Below are 20275 nucleotides of genomic sequence, written 5' to 3'. Positions count from 1 at the left end.
AGGTCACGTGCGGACGCCTACCGTCTCAGGCAGGCGATGATCGCTGCCACCACGGCGCCGGTCTCGGCCACATCGCGCACCTTGACGACGTCCACACCGGCCTCAACAACGGGATAATCGTTCCCGCCAGGGTAGATCGCGTCGCCGATAAAGAGCATTCCGGCTAAAGGAACGCCGGCTTCGTCACTCAGCCGGTTGAGGCCGTAGCCCTTGTCGACTCCAGCCTGCGTTACGTCGATCGATGTCGTGCCGCCCAGGTTTATCGACAGGTCCGGCAGGTTAGCGCGGAGGGTCTTCTGCAGCGCGGTCCGCTTTGTACGGTCCGGGTCCCATGCCGCCTTCTCCTTGAGCGGAGCAGCCTGGCCCAAGCCCGAGAAGGTGATTTGGCTTCCTCGATCCTCAATCCGTTCCCCCCAGATGTGCTCGTCGGCAAGACCGGCATCAGCGAGCGCCTGATCGAAAGCGGCGCGTATGCTTGCCTTCTCGGCGTCATCGAACAGCTCGGCGTAGATCATCCGCCACCCACCGTTCACGAAGCGGTAAAGTTTTGTGCCGGTAGTGGGCATCAACCATAGTCGTTCGCGCGCGGTGCCTTTCGGTAACCGCGAAGCCACCTGCTTATCGAATTGCGGCCAGTCGCCACCTGAGATCACCGCCACGTCAACGACGTCGAGCAGGCGGGCGAGTGTCGCTGCCATCTCCTCCGACAAAGGACGTTTGCTTTCCGCAAGCGTCCCATCGAGATCGAACACGATCAGCCATTTCATGAGCCGGTTCCTTCACCGTCGCGGTTGCGCAGATCATTGTGGAGAGTGGTCGCGGCGATCGCGGCATGGCCCATGGCGACGCTAATCTGATCGAGCGACATGACGATGTCGCCGGCTGCATAGACGCCTGTGACGCTGGTTCGCTGCTTGGCATCGACGACGATGCAATGATCGTTGCCCAGATCAGCGCCGAGCTGCCGCGCGAGCGCGTTGTTGCTGTCTGACCCAAGCGCCGGATATACGGTGTCGAACCCATGTTCGTCCCCGCTGGTCAGCGTGACGATTGCACGATCCTCGAACGTGAGGGAGGCCATCGGCGTGTCGATGACACGAATACCCGCCCGCCATAGGTCCGCTCGTTCGGTCGAGGTAAGCGTCGTGCGGATATGAGGAATTAGCGTCACATCTTCCGAAAAGGTGCGCAGGAACAATGCCTCGGCCACGCCGTGGCAATCGGCGCCGATCACGACGATCGCCTGTCCGCGCGCCTCGTATCCGTCGCAGACCGGGCAATAGCGCAGTAGGCCACGATCGAGCGCATCGTGGTGCGCGTCACTCTCGATCGCGGGGCGGCGGTTCTCAACGCCAGTTGCGAGCAGCACCGCGCGAGAATGGAGCTTAATTCCACTGCCCGCAGCCACGAAGTTTTCGCCATCACGGGTGATGGTATCGGCCCGCCCCAGGACGATCGAAGCGCCGTAGCGCTTCGCATGATCGCGCATCCGATCGAGGAGCGCACTGCCGCCGATCCCGTCGGGAAAGCCGGCATGGTTGTGCGAGATCGGTATCCATTTAGCGCGGCTGTGCCCGTCGTCGATCACGACGATGCGACGCAGGTAGCGGGCGAGATAGATCGCCGCCGTGAGGCCCGCCGGTCCGCCACCGACGATTAATGCGTCGTGGCGATCCGTCGTCATACTGCTAGCTTTGCCGGGTCACGATAGGCCAGCAACCGAAGCGCATTAACGACGACCAGCAGGGTCGATCCTTCGTGAACAGCCACCGCCGGGCCGATTCCAAGGCCCAGGATCGTCGCCGGCACGAGAAAGGCGACGACGCCGAGGCTCACGAAGACGTTCTGCCGGATAATGCCGCGGGTGTGGCGGCTGAGGCCGACCGCGAACGGCAGATGAGCCAAATCATCGGCCATCAGGGCGACGTCGGCCGTCTCCAGCGCGACGTCGGAACCCGCCGCGCCCATGGCGATGCCGACTGTGGCGCTCGCCATGGCTGGCGCGTCGTTTACGCCATCGCCCACCATCGCGACCTTGTCCTCGCCAGCGAGCTTCTTGATCGCGGCAACCTTGTCTTCCGGCATGAGGTCGCCCCATGCCTCGTCGATCCCGACGTCATTGGCGATTGCTTCGGCAACCTTTTGGTGATCGCCGGAGATCATTATCATCCGCGACACGCCCATGTCGTGCAGCCGGCGCAGTGCGGTCTTGGCAGCTTCGCGAGGGGTGTCCATTAGGCCAATCGCACCCAGGTCGCGATCCCCCTTGCGTACCACCATCGTGGTGCGGCCGTTTTCACGCAGTCGCGTGATTGCATCCTGCGCACCCTGCCCCAGCGCCGGAATGCCTTCCATCCCGAACATCTCGGCCTTGCCGATCCACACCGTCTCGCCATCCACGCTAGCGGTGACGCCCCGACCGGTCAGACTCTTGAGGTCACCAGCACTGGGCAAAGCACGCCCGTTCAAGCGTTCGCGACCGTCCTTGACGATCGCCTGAGCCAGCGGATGATCGCTCAGCACCTCGACGGCGACGGCCAGCGCCAGCAGTTCACCTTCGTCCGTGCCGTCGACAGGAACGACATCCGTGATGCGCGGACGCCCCTCGGTCAGAGTGCCGGTCTTGTCGAAGGCGATCGCCTTCAAGGAGCCGAGATTTTCCAAGGGGGCGCCGCCCTTCACCAGCACGCCGCCGCGCGCTGCGCGTGCCACGCCCGACAGCACCGCGCTCGGCGTCGCGATCGCAAGCGCACAGGGGCTTGCTGCCACCAAAACCGCCATCGCGCGGTAGAAGCTGTCACGGAACGGCTCGTCGACCACGACCCAGGCAAACAGCAGCAGGACCGAGAGGATCAGGACGGCGGGCACGAAAACCCGCTCGAAGCGATCGGTAAAGCGCTGCGTCGGCGACTTCTGCGTCTCCGCTTCACTCACCATCTTTACGACCTTGGCAAGCGCGCTCTCATTGGAACGGCGCGTCACCTCGATCTCAATCGCGCCGCCGCCGTTGATCGTACCGGCAAATACCCGGCTCTCCGCGTCAACCGCATCGGGCTTGGTGCGTGCGGCCGCCGCGTCTGTGACTGGCACTTTGTCTACTGGTATGCTCTCGCCTGTCACCGGTGCCTGATTGATCGCGCTCATGCCCTTGATGACGAAGCCGTCGGCAGGCAGGCGCTCGTTCGGGCGCACAATGGCGATATCTCCGACCACCATCTGTTCGACCGGAATTTCGCTGGTCGCCCCGTCGCGCCGCACGGTTGCGGTTTCGGGGGCGAGCTTCGCCAACGCCTCGATCGCCTTCTTGGCGCGGCCCATTGCATAATGCTCAAGCGCATGGCCGAGACTAAACAGGAACAAGAGCAGCGCACCTTCGGCCCATGCTCCTAGCGCAGCAGCGCCGGCGGCAGCGACCAACATCAGGGTGTCGATCTCGAACTTTTTAAGCCGGAGATTGTCGATCGCTTCCCGCAGGGTAAAGAACCCACCGAAGAAATAGGCTGCGATATAGCAGATGGTTGGCAGCCAATCCGGCACGCCGGCAACCAGCTTCTCGATGGCATAGCCGATCCCCAGCAGCGCGCCGCAGGCGAGTGCAAAGATCAGCTCGGTGTTGGGGCCAAGAAACTCGGCATGGCTATGGTCGTGACCATCGCCGGGGCCATGGTTCTCCTGGCCCGCCCCGTGGCTACCGGGACCGTGGTCGTGACCGGCATGGTCGTCAGCCGCGACCCGCTTCCCCACGCCGACCTTCAGTTTGCGAAGCGCAGCCCGCACCTCCTCTTCGGTGGTTTCGCGACGATCATACTCGACCCGAACCGAGCCGCTGGTGCTCGCGCTTGCCTGCACCACGCCGGGCAAGGCGCACAGCGCATCGCTGACGGTCCGCGCACGGCGTTCGTGATTGATACCCTTCACCTGCCAGATTGCATGACCGAAGCGTTCGGTAATCTCGGCCCCCGCAGCTCGCACCATCTCGCGCAAGCGCGGCAGCGGCAGCTTGGCCGCGTCGAAATGGATGCACAGCGCCGCCGGCGTGTCGCCATCGACGCAGATCACATGCGCCCGCTCGACGCCTTCGCGCTTCGACAGGGTTGATACCAGACGGTCCAAACAAGCGTCAGCCGCGTCAGGGAGGTCCGGCAACAGCACTGGAATATCGAGTTCAAGCTTGTCGTTCATGACGACCTCCTTTCGCTGTTCTTGGTTTCGGCGCGTGCATCGCGCAGGATCTCAATCCCGCCCTTGATGGCGATGATCGCGGTCGCGAAGCCGACCAGCAGGTCCGGCCAGTTGGTGCCCAGCCACAACACCAGCACGCCGGCGATCAGGATGCCGCCATTCGAGATGAAGTCGTTGAAGCTGAAGGTGGTCGCTGCCCGGAGATTAACGTCCGGATCCTTGAGACGCTGGAGCAGCCGAAGACAGACGTAGTTCACGACGCCGGCAATCGCCGACATGACCATCATGGTAGGACCGATCGGCTCGCTGCCCTGGATGTAGCGTCGGCCGACGTCGAGCAGGATGCCGCCTGCGAAGATCAGCAGCATGACGCCCGAGGCCATCGCGGCGCGGGTCTTCCATGTCTGCCCCCGCGTGAGCGCCACGAGACTTAATCCATAGACAGCCGTGTCAGACAAGTTATCGACGCCGTTAGCGATGAGCGCGCTGGAGTCTGCAAAAAAGCCGGACACGAAAAAGCCCGCAGCGATCGCCGCGTTCAGCAATAGGACGATCCAGAGCGTGCGGCGCTCTTGCCCGCCATTATTGTCATTGGTCGGGATCATCCCATAATCTCCTCAAGCGTCAGCAGGGCAAGGAAGCCTACGAAGAACATGGAGCTGATGAGCGGGGTGTCCTGCTTCTCGTGCGCCTCCGCCAGCAGCTCTTCGGTGACGAGGTAGAGCAGCGCCATCAGCCCAAAGCTGAGGAAGCCAGCGATCATTACCGGCGAGAGCGTGGCGACCGGTACGGCCGCCAGCGCGCCGACCGGCAGCAGCAGGGCCAATGCAGAGACAATCACGATGATGCGCAGGCGCGAGCGATAGGTTTCCGCCAACTCGCTGGTCAGCGTCAGTCCCAGGAACAGCACTTCGAGCGTCAGCGCGATTGTCAGCAGAAATCCCGCCTTCTCACCCGCGACGAAGGCAAGGCCGAGCACCAGGCCGTCGACCAGGATGTCGATGCCGATCGCGGCCAGCAACGCCATCGGCCCTTTGAAGCGGGCCTCGAATGCCTTGAGCCCCAGCATGGTCGCGACGCCCGCCGCCCCGCCGATCAGCGTTGCGCTGGGTGTAGCCTCGTGCTTGACTTGGGGAAGGATCTCGGTCGCTGCCGCCGCGAACACGACCCCGGCCGCGAGATGCTGGAGGCCAGCCACAAGGCCGGGCTTCAACTTGATGCGGCTCGCGACAATCGCGCCGAGCACGACCGCCAGGACAGGCGCAAGTGTGTAAAGCAGTGCCCGCATACTCTACGGCTTCTCCGGAGTTCGGTGACAGACGCTGATCTTCCCGCGTCGCATGAAGGCGATCGCCCCGCCCGCCACGACGGCCCGCGACTGGTCACCGCGAAACTCCTCGCCGGTTCGTTGTGCGCGTAGGATCTCGGTCCTGCCGTTGGGCAGCCAGGTAACAGCCATCTTCAAGCCATCGTCGATGAAGTCGACATCGGCGCGCGCTCCGTCGTCGCAGTACATGATGCGCTGTGCGATCAGCTTCTCCGTCAGATGCTTTTCATGCGCAGACTCGGTTGGCTGGGTCGGCGCCGGATTGCACGCCGCTACAGCCAAGCCAGCGGCCATAATGGCGCTGAGGGGCACGATCGTCCGACCGGACAGATGCAGCCAGGCGCGCATCGCCCTTACCACAGCACGCCGTGGACCGGCGTCAATGGCTCGGGGGCCGACAATCCCGCCGTCTGGAGAAGGTCGATCTCGATCGTGCGGCACATGGCGGTCAGCGGCACGTCATGGACGCTATTGGCGAACGGATCGGTCAAATCCTCGCCGATGCTGAGCACCGCGAGAAACACGAGGCCGATCAGCGTCGATCCTATCGGAGTGGCAAGGCCGAGGGATTCGACCAGTGCGATCGGCAGAAACACGCAAAAGACGCGTGTGAAGAGGTTCGGGAAAAACCGAAAGCCATTGGGCAGCGGCGTATTCTTGATCCGCTCCATGCCGCCTTGCGCGTTGGCGATGTCGATCAGGACACGCTCGACGGTCGCTTGCTGGATGGCGTTGATCCTGCCTTCCGCGAGAGCGTCGGCGTAGAGGGCCGATATGTCCTCCAAGAGCGCGTTGGCCGGATTTAGGCGGCCCAGCGCTGTATCGGCGACGTCCGTGCCGGCGACCCGGGCAATCTCTTCATAAGGCGACTGCCGACGAAGCTGGCAGCGCATCGAGTGGGCAAAGGCGATCTGCCGTAGGATGATGACGTGCCGCATCGTGCTGCCCTCGGGTTCCACCTTGGTCAGGCTGCGCGTGATCCGGGCCAGGCTGCGCGACGCATTGATAAGCGCCCCCCACAAGGTGCGCGCCTCCCACCAGCGGGCATAGGCAGCGTTCGTCCGGAACCCCATGAACAGGGCGATGGCGGTGCCGAACAGCGCCGTCGGCAAAGGCGGTTCCTTGATCGGCGTCATTATGTGGAATGCTGTCACCGCCACGTCCCACACGAACAGGATCGTGAGTGGCTTCCACACCTCGATAATGATCTGCCTAAATCGTGGCCTCGTGCCGACAAGCATATCAGTTTCGCCAATTCCCTGCGATCATCCGATCGGCATGTTCATGATGTCTTGATAAGCTGACAGCAGCTTGTTCCGGACTTGCAGGGTTGCTTCGAAAGTAATGGATGCCCGACTCTGGATGAGCGCGACGGTCGCAATGTCGGTGGTCTCACCACGTTCATAAGCCTCGGTGACGACATCCTCTTGTTCTTGGGTCTCGTTAACCTTCGCGACCACGGCATTGAGGGTGTCGGCGAAACTGGACGCTGGAGCGGCTGTTGTTACGCTCGGCGGCGCCGCCGGTTGTGCCTCGCGCAAGGCACGGCTTCGCGCGATCACTTCGGCGCGAATGGCCATCACATTCGAGATCGACGTGTCAGACATCGCTTCTCTCCCGTTGCAATGCGACGTATCGGAAGACGGGGCGGTTCATCGGGTGCCCTCCCGTTCGCAGGTCCGGGTCTGGCCATCGCCTTCCACGATGGTAAGCTGCGACCCCTTGAAGGTCGCGGTGGCCGCCTCGCCGACATATTGCAGGCCCTGCGCTGGTGCAGTCAGCGTCATGGGCGCCCCGCTGCTGGAGCGCCGCAAGTCGATCTGAAGGCCGTCATCCTTGTAATCGACGAACAACTGTTCCCCGTCGGAACAGCGATAGGGATGCCGCCCCATTTCCCCGGTTGCTACGGCGCTGTCGGATGAATGGATTTGCTGTTCCGTTGGGAGGGCTGGCGGCTTGCTTTCTGAGCAAGCCGCCAGCCCGACAATGAGGATGAGGGCGGGTAGCGTCGGTTTCTTGCGCACCATCATCGCGCCTTTCTCCTGTAGCGGGAGGGGACACGCTGACGATTGATCCCACGGGCAGGCTGACCCACCCGCCAGCGCAAATAGGTTGCGAGGCGATCGTCGGTCTCGATCATCAGGGACCGCAGGCGGCGCAACATCATCGCCGCGAACGGCACAGAGAGCGCCCCGCGCAGCGTGCAGCTATGCGTTAGCCTGGTGCCGCCATCGTCGCCTGCCAGTTCGTACCGCTCTTCGAGCGTGAACAGATAAGGAATGCCGCAGGACCAAGCGAAGGCGTGCGGCTTGTCGAATTGATCGACCCGGGCGGGCGTCCGCATCGGTCGGGTGATGCCCTGGATCGCAAAAGTGCATTCCGTGTCGCCGAGCTGGGACGGTTTATCGAGAAATACGAGCGGGCTCCAAGCCTGGCGATGATCCGGATCGGTAAGTGCCGACCAGATGCGCAGCGGCCCGCCGTGAAGTATTGAGCTGGTACTGGTGCGAGGCATATCCCCATCTCCAAAAGATGAGCGGGGCGATCCGCGATCGCCCCGCTCATCCATCAGGCCAAGTCGTTCACGAAGGTCTGACCGTGGTCGTCTCCTTCATGCTCCTCATTGTAGTGCTCGGGCTTCTCGATCACTTTCTGTCCGAACCGGGCATAGAGCGTCGGCAGCACGAACAGCGTCAGCAGCGTCGCCGAGATGAGGCCGCCGATGACAACTGTCGCCAACGGCTTCTGCACCTCCGCGCCCGCACCTTCGCCCAGTGCCATGGGCACAAAGCCCAGGCTTGCGACGAGCGCGGTCATGACGACTGGCCGCAGACGCTGCATCGCGCCCACATGTGCCGCCTCTTCCCGGGATATTCCCGATCGGATCAGGTCCTGGATCGAGCTGACCATGACAAGGCCGTTGAGGACCGCGATGCCCGACAGCGCGATAAAGCCTACCGCGGCCGAGATCGAGAAGTCCATGCCTCGGACGAACAGCAGCAGGACGCCGCCCACCAGCGCAAAGGGCACGCCGGTGAACACGATCGCGGCATCGCGAACCGATCCCAATGCGCCGTAAAGGAGCAGCAGAATCAGGATAAAGCAGGCCGGAATGACCAGCTTCAGCCGGTCGCTCGCCGACTTCAGGTTCTCGAACTGACCGCCCCATTCGAGATAGGCGCCAGCAGGCAGCCGAACCTGGCTGCCGATCGCCGCTTGCGCATCCGCAACCACCGAGCCGACGTCGCGACCACGTACATTGGCTTGTACCACAACGCGCCGCTTGCCGTTCTCGCGGCTGATCTGGTTAGGGCCGTCGACGACCTTGATATCGGCGACACTGGAAAGCGGCACATAGCTCCCCCCTGCCACCGGCACCTGGACCTGTTCGAGCAGGCCGAGATCAGCGCGCTGCGCTTCGGACAAGCGAATTACCACCGGGAAGCGGCGATCCCCTTCGAAGATCTGGCCAGAGGTTCGACCACCAAGCGTAGCAGTTACGGTATCCTGTACATCCTGCGCAGTGACGCCCAAACGCGCCATCGCATCGCGATTGACCCGAATGTCGAGCATGGGCAGGCCCGTCGTCTGCTCGACCTTCACGTCTGCTGCGCCTTGCGTCTTACGCAGCACCGCAGCGATCTGCTCTGCCGTTCGGTTCATCTGGTTGAAGTCGTCACCGAACACCTTCACCGCGATGTCGCCGCGAACGCCAGCGATCAGCTCGTTAAAGCGCATTTGGATAGGCTGGGTGATCTCATAGGCATTGCCCGGAATCTTCGCGAGCTTACCCTCGATCCGGCTTACCAGCTCTTCCTTGGGAAGCTCGGGGTCCGGCCAATCCTTGCGCGGCTTCAGGATGACGAACATGTCGGTTGCGTTGGGCGGCATCGGGTCGGCCGCCAGCTCGGCAGTGCCGGTCTTGGAGTAGACGAACTGCACCTCCGGCTGCTTTGACATCATTCGTTCGATCGGCACCTGCATCGCCTGGCTCTGCTGGACCGAGGTCGCCGGAATGCGGAGCGACTGAATCAACAAGTCGCCTTCATCGAGCTGTGGCAGGAACACCGAGCCAAGTGTGGTGAAGGCCAACGCCGCCACCACCAGGCTTCCGACACTCGCCCCGATCGTCAGCGTCGGGCGTCTCATCGCTTGGTCGAGACCGGGTTCGTAGCGCTTCTTGAGCCACGTGATGATGCGGCCGTCCTTCTCCTCCACCTTCTTCGACAGCCAGATTGCGATCATGGCCGGCACGAAGGTGAGAGAGAGGATGAAGGCGAAGGCGAGCGCGATGATGACGGTCAGCGCCATCGGCACGAACGTCTTGCCCTCCACGCCGGTCAGCGTGAGCAGCGGCACGTAGACGAGGATGATGATCGCCTGCCCGTAGACCGAAGGCCGGATCATCTCGCGCGCAGCGGCTGCCACGGTCGCGAGCCGCTCTTTGACGGTCAGCAAGCGACCTTCATGATGCTGTTGTTCGGCAAGCCGCCTCAGCGCGTTTTCGACGATGATGACGGCGCCATCGACGATCAGACCGAAGTCCAAGGCACCAAGGCTCATCAGATTGGCGGAAACGCCGGCACGCAGCATCCCGAAGCCCGTCAGCATCATGGTGATCGGGATCACCAACGCTGCGATCAGCGCGGCGCGGAAGTTTCCGAGCAGCAGGAAGAGCACGACGATGACCAGCACCGCGCCTTCCGACAGGTTCTTCGCGACCGTCTTGATCGTCGAATTGACCAGCTCGGTGCGATTGAGCACCGGCTGAATTACGACGTCAGGGGGCAGCGAGGCATTGATCGTCTTCAGTTTCTCGGCGACAGCGGTCGATACAATGCGGCTGTTCTCGCCGATCCGCATGATCGCGGTCCCGACGACGACCTCCGTGCCGTTCTCCGATGCCGAGCCCATGCGGATCGCCTGACCCGTCTTAATCGTCGCGACTTGTTCGACCGTGATCGGCACGCCGTTACGTGTCGCGATCACGGTCCTGGCCAATTCGCTGGCGTTGCGAACGAGCGCATCCGAGCGAACAGCCAGACCTTCGCCATTGCGATTGACGAATCCACCCCCGACGCTGGTGTTGTTGCGCTCGAGCGCATTGCCCAGATCCGTCAGCGTGATGCCAAGCGAGGCCAGCTTCTGCACGTCGGGCACAACGAGGAATTGCTTGGCGTAACCCCCGATCGAGTCCACGCCGGCAAGGCCCGGGGTGTTCTTGAGAAGCGGCGTCACGATCCAGTCCTGCGCGGTACGCAGGTAGGTCGCCTTGTCCTCTTCGGTCGTCAGTCGCTCGCCTTCTGGCGTGATGTAACTGCCATCGGGCTGCTGGCCCGGTTCACCGGGCTTATGCTTGTCATCCGCACGGTGCTCGAGCCGGACAGTGTACATGTACACCTCGCCCAGTCCGGTTGCGATCGGACCCATTTCGGGGTTCACGCCATCGGGCAGATTCTCTTGCACACCCTGCAGACGCTCACCCACCTGCTGGCGGGCGAAATAGATGTCTGTCGCGTCCGAGAAGACGGCGGTGATCTGGGCAAAGCCGTTGCGGCTCAGCGACCGGGTATATTCGAGGCCCGGGGTGCCGGCGAGCGCGGTTTCGATCGGGAACGACACCTGCTTCTCGACCAATTCAGGCGAAAGGGCGGGCGCGCGGACGTTGATCTGGACCTGATTGTTGGTGATGTCCGGCACCGCGTCGATCGGTAGCCGGTAAAGGGAAAATGCGCCGATGGCGGCGACGATGACGGTGAGGAGCAGGACAAGCCAGCGCTTCTCGACCGCCCATGTGACGATGCGGGCGATCATGGTTTAATCCTCGTGGCTCGCTTCGCCCTTGCCGATTTCGGCCTTGAGCGTGAAGCTTCCGGTGGTGGCGATCTGTTCGTTGCCGGTGAGTCCCGACCGAACGATGACCGTATCACCCGATGCATCGCCGAGCTGGACTGCGGTCGCCTTGAAGCCAGTGGGCGTGCGCACGAACACGACCGACTTGCCCTCGAAACTCTGGACCGCCGTCGTCGGCACGCGGATCGCTCCACTGCCACCGCTGCCCGTGAGCTGGACGGCTGCCGTTACAGGCTCACCGACTCGCCATTCGCCACCGCGATTGTCGAGCGTGGCGAGCGCCGGCACGAGGCGCGTCTGCGGATCGAGCGCCGGCGACACAAAGGTGATGCGGGCGGTTGCCTGACGGCCCGCCGCCTTGACCAGCACTGAGTTTCCGGGACGAACCCGGCCCGCATCTTCGGCCTTCAAGTTGAGCGCAATCGACACCTGGCTCAAATTGGCAATGCGATAGAGCTCGGCATCCGCTGCCACCGTCTGTCCCAGCGTTACGGGACGCGCGATGATCTGACCTGAAATTGGCGCGGCGATGCCGAGCCGGTTGAGACCAGCTCCCCCGACACCTGCCGCCGATACCGTACTTTGCGCCTGTGTCAGCGCGATCCGTGCTTCCGTCGCGGCCGTACGGGCCGCGATCAGATCCTGTTCCGGCGACACACGCTGGGCGAACAGACGCTGTTCACGCGCGAGATTCGAGTTGGCGAGCTGGAGCCGCGCACGCGCCGCTTCGACCTCGCCCTTAATCTGCGCTGCCTCACGGCTCTCAATAATTGCGATGGTCTGGCCACGACCGACCGACTGCCCAAGGTTGCGCGTCAGCGCGACCACGCGACCCGCGATCGCGGCGGAAACAACCTGTGTTCCCTGCGGATCACCCTCGATGATTGCGGGCAGCTCGATCGTCCCGGCCCCGCCGATGATCGGCCGTCCAACCTGCACGCCCGCTGCGGCGATCTGGTCGGCGCCCAACACGACTACACCCTCATCGGCATGACCGCCTTCGGCACTAGCCTTTTCCGCGCCTGCTCCCGCTTCGTTACCGGCTGCGGCAGTGGCGGTTGCATCGTTCCCGGCGTCCTTGCCGCCACAGGCAACCAGCAGCAGGGCAAGCGACGCTGCGCCCGCGAGATAATAGCTCTTCATCACTGATTTCCCCCATTGGGCGCAGGCGCGGTCAGTCGCTCCACCTGCGCGCGGGCATTCTGGTAGTTTGCGAGCGCGTCGATCGCGGCGACCCGCGTTTCAGCGAGTGTCCGCTCCGCATCGAGCAATTCGAGCTGGCCAAATTTGCCCTCCCGATAGCCGATCCGCGCAATGCGGGCGGCCTCCTGGGCGGCCGCCAGCGCCGGCCCCGACGCGGCGCGCGCGGTCGTCGCGGCATTGGCCGCCTGCGCCTGCGCGTCCGTGATCGCCTGCTCGATGTCGAGCGCGGTGACGCGACGCTGGGCATCCGCCTGCGTCCGCTGCGCGGTCGCCTGCGCGATGGCCGCGCGGCCATTGTTGAACACCGGGATCGGGATCGACACGGTGAACACCGCCGCCATGTCATTCGTCGCTTCCAAACGGCGGATCGCAGGACCGACGTTTAGATCAGGAACCCGGTTGGCGCGCGCGAGCCGCACGCCGGCTTCGGCGATGGTAAAATCCGCATTCGCTGCCGCCAGCGCCAAGGTGCCGGCGGCGTCTATAGGGGCTATCGGTCCGTAGACGCCCGTGTTGGGCAGACGATCGAGCAACGTGTCGTCTAGCGCGCCGTCAATCGGTCGCGCGATCCGGCGCGCCAGATTGGCGCGAGCCGCCTCGGCTAAGCGAAGCTGCCGCTCCACATTTGCTTCGGCATTGATGCGGGCGACGTCAGCGCGTTGTTGCTCCAGCGGGGAAGCACGTCCCGCCTGCACTCGCACGCTTGCGGCGCGCAGTGCGTCGCTGGCGATCCGGGCCTGGTCGCGCGCTGTTGCTACACGCCGATCTGCCGCGACGGCTTCGACATAAAGCTGCGTCACCTGAAGCCGAACGTCCGCGGCGATGATCGCAGCCTGGATCTCGGCCCGCGACAATTGCGCATTGGCAACGGCGACGCGGGCGCCGCGCTTGCCGCCTAGCTCGATCGGGATTGCGAAGCCGACCGTGGATTCCGCGCTGCGAACGCCCCGGTATGGTCCCGATCCGATGACGTTCTCAACCTGACCCTGGACCACTGGATTGGGCCGCAATCCCGCGACAGTGCGGCCGGCACGTGCTGCTTCAATTGCGGCTGTGGCCGCGTCCGCCGCAGGGGCCGAACCGCCCGCGGCACTGACCGCCTGGTCGAGCGTGTAAACCGGCGCGTCCTGCGCGACAGGCGCAGACGATCCGACCTGCGCCTGCGCCATCGAGGCGCACGACGCTGCGGCCAGCATGGCCGCGAGGATACGATGCATGAAAATATAACTCCTGACGATAATCGACAGGGCGCGCCAACGCGCGCCCAAATCGGACGTCAGGCTTGGGGGGGCCTCAAATCGACCATACCGGTGCGCCCATTGAGCGACGCGGAAGCCGAGATTATCGGCTTGGGTGCCGTAAGGACGCGCGCATGTTCGATTGTAGCGCGCATAGGCGCACCGACGTCGTGTCCGTGACAATAATTATGATGGTGCGGGACGTTCTTGTCCGAATCCGATGGCACCTCATCGATGTCGCCAGCGGTATGAATGGTGAACTCAACGCCCGCGATACTGCCCTCCGCCAGATCGGCGGCATGGGCCATACCAGAGAAGCTGGTCAAGACCAGCATCAGGTATGTCAAGAGAGGCAAAAAGGTTCGCACGAACCCGCCCCTAACACGGAAGCGTTTCCATGTCATTGCAATAACTCGCGTGCCGGTGCATTCGCGACACGCCATGCTGGGATCGCTTCACCTAGCACCCGCCACGCGGACCGTAGGAAGATCAGGGCGATGATCCCGCCGATTGCGATGTCGGGCCAGGCCGATCCGGTTAGGCCGACCAGACCCGCCGCCACCAGCACGCCGATATTGGAGGCGACATCGTTGCGAGAGCACTCGAACGTGCTCGACATATTCACATTCTCAGCCCGAAACCGCCACAGCAGCGCGAGACAGATGAGGTTCGCGGCGAGCGCGATCCCGCCGAAGGTCAGCATCAGCGACGATGACGGAGGCACGCCGTTCACGATTTTATCGCCAATCTCCACGATCACCGCCAGACCGAAGACCAAGATGATGCCGCCCTTGGCGAGCGCCGCGCCCGCTTCCCAGCGGGCGCCGCGGTTCAGCGCGTAGAGACTGAGCGCATAGACGACCGCGTCGCCGAACATGTCGACCGAATCTGCCATCAGCGCCGACGACCGGGCCACAAGCCCGCCGCCGAACTCGGCAACGAACATGGCAAGATTGATGAGCATGACCGCGATCAGCACGCGCCGCTGGCTGGCCTTGCGGCCTAGTTCAGCGATCGTGTCGCGCTTTGCTGAGCAACAATGGTCGGCCATGTCCTACTCGATTCGTCGTTCGGACCCCTTATATGAACCCTCATCCCACTAGAGGGTCAAGCACTTATGAAGATCGGTGAGATCGCCAAGCAAACCGGCCTCAAGATCGAGACGGTGCGCTTCTACGAAACAGAGGGGTTGATCGCCCCGCCGGAGCGCAGTGGAGGCAATTACCGCCTCTACAACAGCACGCACCTAAACCGACTTTCCTTCATCAAGCGGGCACGAGACCTGGGTTTCACGCTCGATCAGGTCCGTGACCTGCTCCGCCTTGCGGACGATCCGCGGGGATCATGCGATGAGGTCGATGCAATAGCCGAACTTCACATCCAGGAAATCGACCGCAAGCTGGCAGACCTTACCGTCTTACGAAGCGAGCTGGTGCGATGGGGCAGCCAATGCGATGCCTCCACGATCGCCGAATGCAAATTGATCGATGCGCTCACGTCGGTCAGGGCCAGCGCCTTAACCTAATATCTAACCCGGCTAATTGATGCGCCGGGCTGACACGAGCAAAGCGGGCGCGACCCTGCCGGGCACGGCTCTATCGGCCGAACGGCCGACCGAGCCACCGTGCCGGCGTCTCGGCCCATACGGGTGACGATCCTCGCGTGAGGTGTGCCACGTGGCACACCTGCTGCCCGCGCAGATGCGCGGATCTCGGTTCTCGGCGCCGCGGCCCTCCCCCGGAGGCCCGCCAGCGCGGGGAACACCAGGGCTGCTGCCCTTTCGTTCCCGCAGGAAAATAGACGGCCCCGTGTGGTCCGCCAAGCGCGGCACCCGACGCCCTAAGGGGCGTCGGCCGCGCTAGGGCGGCCTGCCCGCGCCAAGGCCATCGATTTTCCTCCTCCCTCCCCGTCCCGCTCCTCGCCGGAGAGGCAGACCCGGTTGCTGCGGCAACCGGCTTTCAGCCGCAGGAAGAAGGAGGAAAGAGAATGGCTTACACCCGATACAAGGGCGATCCCTACTGGAAACGGGCCAAGGTGGACGGGACTAGCGCGGACGGCACCCCCTACCGCCGTGGCGAGCGCGTGTTCTTCTATCCCCGCACCGGCGCGACCTACGCGGGCGACGGCGCAACGCGCGCATCGGTCGAGTTCGATGAACTCGCGAGCCTCGAAGGCTGACCCCTCCCCCATCCGAATAAACACAGATCACGGAGCATCATCATGGGTATCATCACCGTCAAGCTGTCGCAGCTTCGCCTTTCCCCGCTCAACCAGCGCCGCGTGAAGCCGTCTGCCGTCGAGAGCATGGCCGACGACATCGCCGCACACGGCCTGTTGCAGAACCTTGTCGCCTATGAGGACGAGGGCCTGTTCTATGTGTTCGCCGGTGGGCGACGCTATCGCGGCCTCAAGGAACTGGCGAAGCGCAAGGGGATCAAGAACAGCGACACCTTCCCCGTCGAGGTTCGCACCAAGGAAGAGGCCATCGAACTGTCGCTCGCGGAGAACTTCCAGCGCGAGGACATGCACCCGGCAGACAGCATCCGCGCCTTCGCGGCGCTCCGCGACACCGGCATGGACGCCGAGGAAATCGCGGCCCGGTTCGGTCAGGCGGTCAGCTTCGTCTATAAAATGCTTCGCCTTCCTGACCGGCGACCATCGCGGCATGGCGGCGGTCCTCTCGGCAGCGGCGATCAAGCGCGACCTCGCGCCCGAGGCGCGGATCGGCCCCGCCGCCATCGCCAACGCGCGCACCGAACTTGCCTATGTCCGCCACGCCAAGGGGCCGATTTACCAATCGCACCTTCTCACCTATCTCGGCGTTCGTCAGGTCGATGCCGTCGTGACGCCCCAGCAGACGCCATTGGAGCGGGTGCGGGAGATCGGCGCCGCGCTCGGCGTCCAGATCAACAGCCAGCAGCCGGCGCAGCTTCAGCGCGCCGTGCGGTCGCTGGAGCGGCCGATCTTGCCCCCCGGCCACTCTCCGGGCCAGGAGCGCCTTGCTGAGCTGTTCCTGAAGAACACGGCGGAGAAGAACCAAGCCGATCCCCGCCTCGCGCCCGCCCAGGCGATCGTCGACGCGGCCATGAAGACCGCGCGCGATCGGGGCGAGAGCGCGCGCATGGTGGGAACCATCGGGGAGTCGACGCGCCAGCTCCTCGCCGATCGGATAAAGACGGGCGGATCGCTGGACGGCGAAATCAGCCGCGCGTCCCCGACGCAGGCGCCGCGCGATAAGGACCGGAGCCGCTGACGGCGTCCGGTTATTCAGCCAACCGATCGATGATCGGGCAATCAGGCCGATCATCGCCGTGGCAGGCCTGGGCGAGGCCCGTAAGGGAGCGCCGCATAGCTTCCAGCGCACGCACCTTACGACCCAGCTCGGCAGCGCGCGCTTCCGCCAATGCCTTTACTTCGGCGCTCGACCGACCGCGATCCGACCACAGACCGAGCAGCGTGCGGATTTCCTCGACCGGGAATCCCAAGTCGCGCGCATTGGCGATGAACCGCAGCCGGTGAACATCGGCGTCATCATAGTCCCGGTAGCTCCCGCGCCGAGGCGGCGCGGGCACCAGGCCGATCTTCTCGTAATGACGGATCATGCGTTGGGAGACGCCGCTGGCGTCCGACGCCGCCCCGATGTTCACAGCTTCACCGCGTTGAGCCGCAGCGCGTTCAGAACGACGGTGAAGGACGAGAGCGCCATTGCCGCGCCCGCTAGCATGGGTGATAGCAACAGGCCGGCGACGGGGTAGAGCACGCCGGCCGCGATCGGCACGCCGATCCCATTGAACAGGAACGAGAAGAACAGGTTTTGCCGGATATTCCGCATCGTCGCGTGCGCGAGCTTGCGGGCGCGCACGATCGCCGAGAGATCGCCGCGCGTGAGCGTCATCCCGGCGCTTTCGATTGCCACGTCCGTGCCCGTGCCCATCGCCAGGCCAACATCGGCAGCCGCCAGTGCCGGCGCGTCGTTGATGCCGTCGCCAGCCATCGCCACTCGCGCGCCGCTCGATTTCAGCTCGGCAACGATCCGGGCCTTGTCCTCAGGTCGCAGATCGGCGCGCACGTCGTCGAGCCCGCCCACGGCGCGCGCGACAGCATCGGCCGTCGTGCGATTATCGCCCGTCAGCATCACGACCCGAAGCCCCTCCTTACGGAGCGCGGCAATAGCCTCTCTAGCGCTGTCACGCACCGGATCGGCGACCGCGACCAGGCCGGCGAGCTGTCCGTCGACCGCGATCAGCATGACGCCCGCCCCTTCGCGCCTGCGACGGTCGGCGGCTTTCTCGAGCGGAGCGGGATCGGCCCCGATCCGGCGCAATTGAGCGGCGTTGCCGATCACGACCTGGCGGCCCTCCACCGTGGCGCTGACACCCAGCCCGGTTTGCGAGGCGAAATCCGCGACCGCGCCGAGCTGCACTCCGCGTTCCTTGGCGGCCGTGACGATCGCGTGGGCGAGCGGGTGTTCGGATTGCGCCTCGACCGCAGCGGCGAGCGCCAGCAGCTCGCCTTCCTCGATCGCGCCTGTCGCCTCGATGGCGACGAGCTTGGGCTTGCCTTCCGTCAACGTGCCCGTCTTGTCGATGACCAGCGTATCGACCTTCTCCAGCCCCTGCAGGGCCTCCGCATTTTTGACCAGCACGCCGGCGTGCGCGCCGCGCCCCGTGCCGACCATGATCGACATGGGCGTGGCGAGCCCGAGGGCGCAGGGACAGGCAATGACCAGGACGGCGATGGCATTGAGCAGGGCATGGCCCATGCGCGGCTCAGGGCCGACCAGCGACCAGATCACGAACGTCGCGATCGAGATGAGCACGACCAGCGGGACGAACCAGCCCGAGACGCGATCGGCGACCGCCTGAATTGGTGCACGGCTGCGCTGCGCTTCCGCGACCATCCGGACGATGCGGGCGAGCATCGTATCGGAGCCGACCGCGCGCGCCTCCATGACCAGGCTGCCCGTCGTATTGACGGTGCCCCCGGTGACGGGCGCGTCGACTTCCTTGACGACGGGCGCAGGCTCCCCGGTGAGCATGGACTCATCGACCGAGGACCGGCCCTCGACCACGACGCCATCGACCGGGATGGCTTCGCCAGGGCGGACCCGCAGCCGATCGCCCGCGGCCACGTCGGCAAGGCCGACTTCTTCCTCAGAGCCGTCCGAGCGCAACCGGCGCGCCGTCTTGGGGGCCAAGTCCATGAGCGCGCGGATCGCGCGCCCCGTCGCCGCCCTGGCGCGCAGTTCGAGCACCTGTCCGAGCAGCACCAGCGCCACGACGACGCCGGCCGCCTCATAATAGACGGGCACCATCCCGCCATGCGTGCGGAAGGTGTCAGGGAAGATGCCCGGCGCTAGCGTCGCGACCAGGCTGTAGAGGAACGCCGCGCCCACCCCGATCGCGATCAGGGTGAACATATTGAGGTGGCGGGTGCGGAGCGACTGCCACCCTCGCACGAAGAACGGCGCACCCGCCCACAGCACGATCGGCGCGGTGAGCGCGAGCTGGACCCAAGGGGACGCGGCCGGGCTGACGACATGCAGCCCGAGCATTTCGGCGAACATCGAGACGACCAGCAGCGGGATGGTGAGCACGCCGGCCACCCACAGCCGACGCGTGAAATCGACCAGCTCGGGGTTGGGCGCATCATCGAGCGACGGTTCTTCCGGTTCGAGCGCCATGCCGCAGATCGGGCAGGTTCCCGGCCCTTCCTGGCGGATTTCCGGGTGCATCGGGCACGTCCACATCGCACCCGGCGTCGCCATCGGCTCAGGACGCGGCTTGCCGCTCAGATAAGCGTCAGGGTCGGCGACGAACTTCGTCCGGCACCCCGCGCTACAGAAATAATAGGCGTGGCCGTCGTGCTCGGCATGGTGCGCCGTTTTCGCCGGATCGACCGTCATCCCGCACACCGGGTCCTTTACGGTCGCCGCGGCGTCGCCATGATGATGCCCAGCGTGCGCGCCGAGGAAAGCATCGGGATCGGCGATGAACTTGGCCCGACAGCCGGCACTGCAAAAGTAAAAATCGCGCCCCTCATGCTCGGCATGATGCCGTGATTTCACGGGATCGACCACCATGCCGCACACAGGGTCTTTGACCATTTCGGCGGTATTTCCTGCCTTGCCGCCCGAGCAGCAGCCCCCCGGCTTGGCGTGATGGTGCTCGACGGGAGCCGGTGCGGCTGAGCCGCCCCCGCAACAGGACGAGGGCGCAGCAGCACGAGCCGGTTTGGGCGCGGGCGTGGGCTTCGAGCAGCCGCAGCCCCCGGCGTGGGAATGGGATTGAGGGTCGTTCATGGCGAGACTCCTTCGACCCGAGAGCATGTAAGGTCTGACACCGTGTCAGGGTCAAGGCACTATCGACATGGCGGGTATGCTGAATCTACGCGGCTGGGCTGCATTGTCCTCACATAACTGCGACAAGCCCGAAACTCTCGACGCCATGAGGACCGCGGCTTAGGTCTATAT

At 64.4% G+C, this 20275-nt stretch carries 20 protein-coding genes and 2 pseudogenes; 4 read left to right on the top strand and 18 right to left on the bottom strand.

Annotation, left to right across the window (positions count from 1 at the left end):
* Window positions 1-17: 17 nt before the first annotated feature.
* From ABC347_RS18045 to ABC347_RS17975, 15 genes are all read right to left on the bottom strand, one after another.
* Window positions 18-767 (bottom strand): HAD-IIB family hydrolase, encoded by a 750-nt coding sequence (locus tag ABC347_RS18045; RefSeq protein ID WP_413247180.1) that lies wholly within the window; start codon window positions 765-767, stop codon window positions 18-20.
* Window positions 764-1684, bottom strand: coding sequence for an NAD(P)/FAD-dependent oxidoreductase (locus ABC347_RS18040; RefSeq protein ID WP_413247179.1), 921 nt, complete (start codon window positions 1682-1684; stop codon window positions 764-766). Before ABC347_RS18040 ends, ABC347_RS18045 begins: the two co-directional genes overlap by 4 nt.
* On the bottom strand, window positions 1681-4182 hold the full coding sequence (locus tag ABC347_RS18035) for a heavy metal translocating P-type ATPase (RefSeq protein ID WP_413247178.1): 2502 nt from the start codon (window positions 4180-4182) through the stop codon (window positions 1681-1683). Before ABC347_RS18035 ends, ABC347_RS18040 begins: the two co-directional genes overlap by 4 nt.
* Complete coding sequence (locus tag ABC347_RS18030; RefSeq protein ID WP_413247177.1) at window positions 4179-4787, bottom strand: cation diffusion facilitator family transporter; 609 nt, start codon at window positions 4785-4787, stop codon at window positions 4179-4181. Before ABC347_RS18030 ends, ABC347_RS18035 begins: the two co-directional genes overlap by 4 nt.
* A complete protein-coding gene (locus ABC347_RS18025) occupies window positions 4784-5470 on the bottom strand; it encodes a ZIP family metal transporter (RefSeq protein ID WP_413247176.1) in 687 nt (228 codons plus the stop codon). Before ABC347_RS18025 ends, ABC347_RS18030 begins: the two co-directional genes overlap by 4 nt.
* A 3-nt stretch (window positions 5471-5473) precedes the next feature.
* Window positions 5474-5803 carry a hypothetical protein gene (locus tag ABC347_RS18020; RefSeq protein ID WP_413247214.1) on the bottom strand — a complete coding sequence of 110 codons (330 nt, stop codon included), beginning with the start codon at window positions 5801-5803 and terminating at the stop codon, window positions 5474-5476.
* A 59-nt stretch (window positions 5804-5862) separates the two neighbouring features.
* The gene (locus ABC347_RS18015) at window positions 5863-6750 is read right to left on the bottom strand and encodes a bestrophin family protein (RefSeq protein ID WP_413247175.1); all 888 of its coding nucleotides are present in this window, start codon (window positions 6748-6750) and stop codon (window positions 5863-5865) included.
* Between the two features lie 24 nt (window positions 6751-6774).
* Complete coding sequence (gene fliE, locus ABC347_RS18010; RefSeq protein ID WP_413247174.1) at window positions 6775-7116, bottom strand: flagellar hook-basal body complex protein FliE; 342 nt, start codon at window positions 7114-7116, stop codon at window positions 6775-6777.
* Window positions 7117-7161: 45 nt separating this feature from the next.
* Window positions 7162-7539: a hypothetical protein gene (locus ABC347_RS18005; protein ID WP_413247173.1), complete on the bottom strand. Its 378-nt coding sequence runs from the start codon at window positions 7537-7539 to the stop codon at window positions 7162-7164.
* Window positions 7536-8024, bottom strand: a complete 489-nt coding sequence (locus tag ABC347_RS18000; protein ID WP_413247172.1) for an SRPBCC domain-containing protein — start codon at window positions 8022-8024, stop codon at window positions 7536-7538. Before ABC347_RS18000 ends, ABC347_RS18005 begins: the two co-directional genes overlap by 4 nt.
* A 53-nt stretch (window positions 8025-8077) precedes the next feature.
* Window positions 8078-11323: an efflux RND transporter permease subunit gene (locus tag ABC347_RS17995; protein ID WP_413247171.1), complete on the bottom strand. Its 3246-nt coding sequence runs from the start codon at window positions 11321-11323 to the stop codon at window positions 8078-8080.
* Between the two features lie 3 nt (window positions 11324-11326).
* Window positions 11327-12505: an efflux RND transporter periplasmic adaptor subunit gene (locus ABC347_RS17990; protein WP_413247170.1), complete on the bottom strand. Its 1179-nt coding sequence runs from the start codon at window positions 12503-12505 to the stop codon at window positions 11327-11329.
* Entirely contained in the window at window positions 12505-13782 is a 1278-nt protein-coding gene (locus ABC347_RS17985; RefSeq protein ID WP_413247169.1) for a TolC family protein, read from the bottom strand. Before ABC347_RS17985 ends, ABC347_RS17990 begins: the two co-directional genes overlap by 1 nt.
* 59 nt (window positions 13783-13841) lie before the next feature.
* Window positions 13842-14138 carry a hypothetical protein gene (locus tag ABC347_RS17980; protein WP_413247168.1) on the bottom strand — a complete coding sequence of 99 codons (297 nt, stop codon included), beginning with the start codon at window positions 14136-14138 and terminating at the stop codon, window positions 13842-13844.
* Between the two features lie 65 nt (window positions 14139-14203).
* On the bottom strand, window positions 14204-14854 hold the full coding sequence (locus ABC347_RS17975) for a cation efflux transmembrane domain-containing protein (RefSeq protein WP_413247167.1): 651 nt from the start codon (window positions 14852-14854) through the stop codon (window positions 14204-14206).
* Between the two features lie 66 nt (window positions 14855-14920).
* On the opposite strand from ABC347_RS17975, the gene ABC347_RS17970 reads away from it, so the two are divergent.
* The 4 genes and pseudogenes from ABC347_RS17970 to ABC347_RS17955 all read left to right on the top strand — a co-directional run bounded on the left by ABC347_RS17970 (window position 14921) and on the right by ABC347_RS17955 (window position 17056).
* The gene (locus ABC347_RS17970) at window positions 14921-15328 is read left to right on the top strand and encodes a MerR family transcriptional regulator (RefSeq protein WP_413247166.1); all 408 of its coding nucleotides are present in this window, start codon (window positions 14921-14923) and stop codon (window positions 15326-15328) included.
* A 461-nt stretch (window positions 15329-15789) separates the two neighbouring features.
* Entirely contained in the window at window positions 15790-15981 is a 192-nt protein-coding gene (locus ABC347_RS17965; RefSeq protein ID WP_413247165.1) for a hypothetical protein, read from the top strand.
* Window positions 15982-16023: 42 nt separating this feature from the next.
* A pseudogene (locus ABC347_RS18270) lies at window positions 16024-16251 on the top strand (ParB/Srx family N-terminal domain-containing protein); the annotation flags it as partial.
* A gap of 217 nt (window positions 16252-16468) precedes the next feature.
* Complete coding sequence (locus ABC347_RS17955; protein ID WP_413247218.1) at window positions 16469-17056, top strand: hypothetical protein; 588 nt, start codon at window positions 16469-16471, stop codon at window positions 17054-17056.
* A 10-nt stretch (window positions 17057-17066) separates the two neighbouring features.
* Here ABC347_RS17955 and cueR read toward each other — a convergent pair whose 3' ends face one another.
* From cueR to ABC347_RS17940, 3 genes and pseudogenes are all read right to left on the bottom strand, one after another.
* Window positions 17067-17450, bottom strand: coding sequence for a Cu(I)-responsive transcriptional regulator (gene cueR, locus ABC347_RS17950; protein WP_066782022.1), 384 nt, complete (start codon window positions 17448-17450; stop codon window positions 17067-17069).
* On the bottom strand, window positions 17447-19708 hold the full coding sequence (locus tag ABC347_RS17945; RefSeq protein WP_413247213.1) for a heavy metal translocating P-type ATPase: 2262 nt from the start codon (window positions 19706-19708) through the stop codon (window positions 17447-17449). The genes cueR and ABC347_RS17945 overlap by 4 nt, the downstream gene beginning before the upstream one ends.
* A gap of 117 nt (window positions 19709-19825) precedes the next feature.
* Window positions 19826-19885: pseudogene (locus ABC347_RS17940) on the bottom strand (hypothetical protein); the annotation flags it as partial.
* Between the last annotated feature and the right edge of the window lie 390 nt (window positions 19886-20275).

This window comes from Sphingomonas canaveralia, from assembly GCF_047238125.1.
Taxonomy (GTDB): domain Bacteria; phylum Pseudomonadota; class Alphaproteobacteria; order Sphingomonadales; family Sphingomonadaceae; genus JBDFMH01.
Note: the sequence above shows the minus strand (reverse complement) of the source record. Positions and strands in the feature narration are given on the sequence as shown.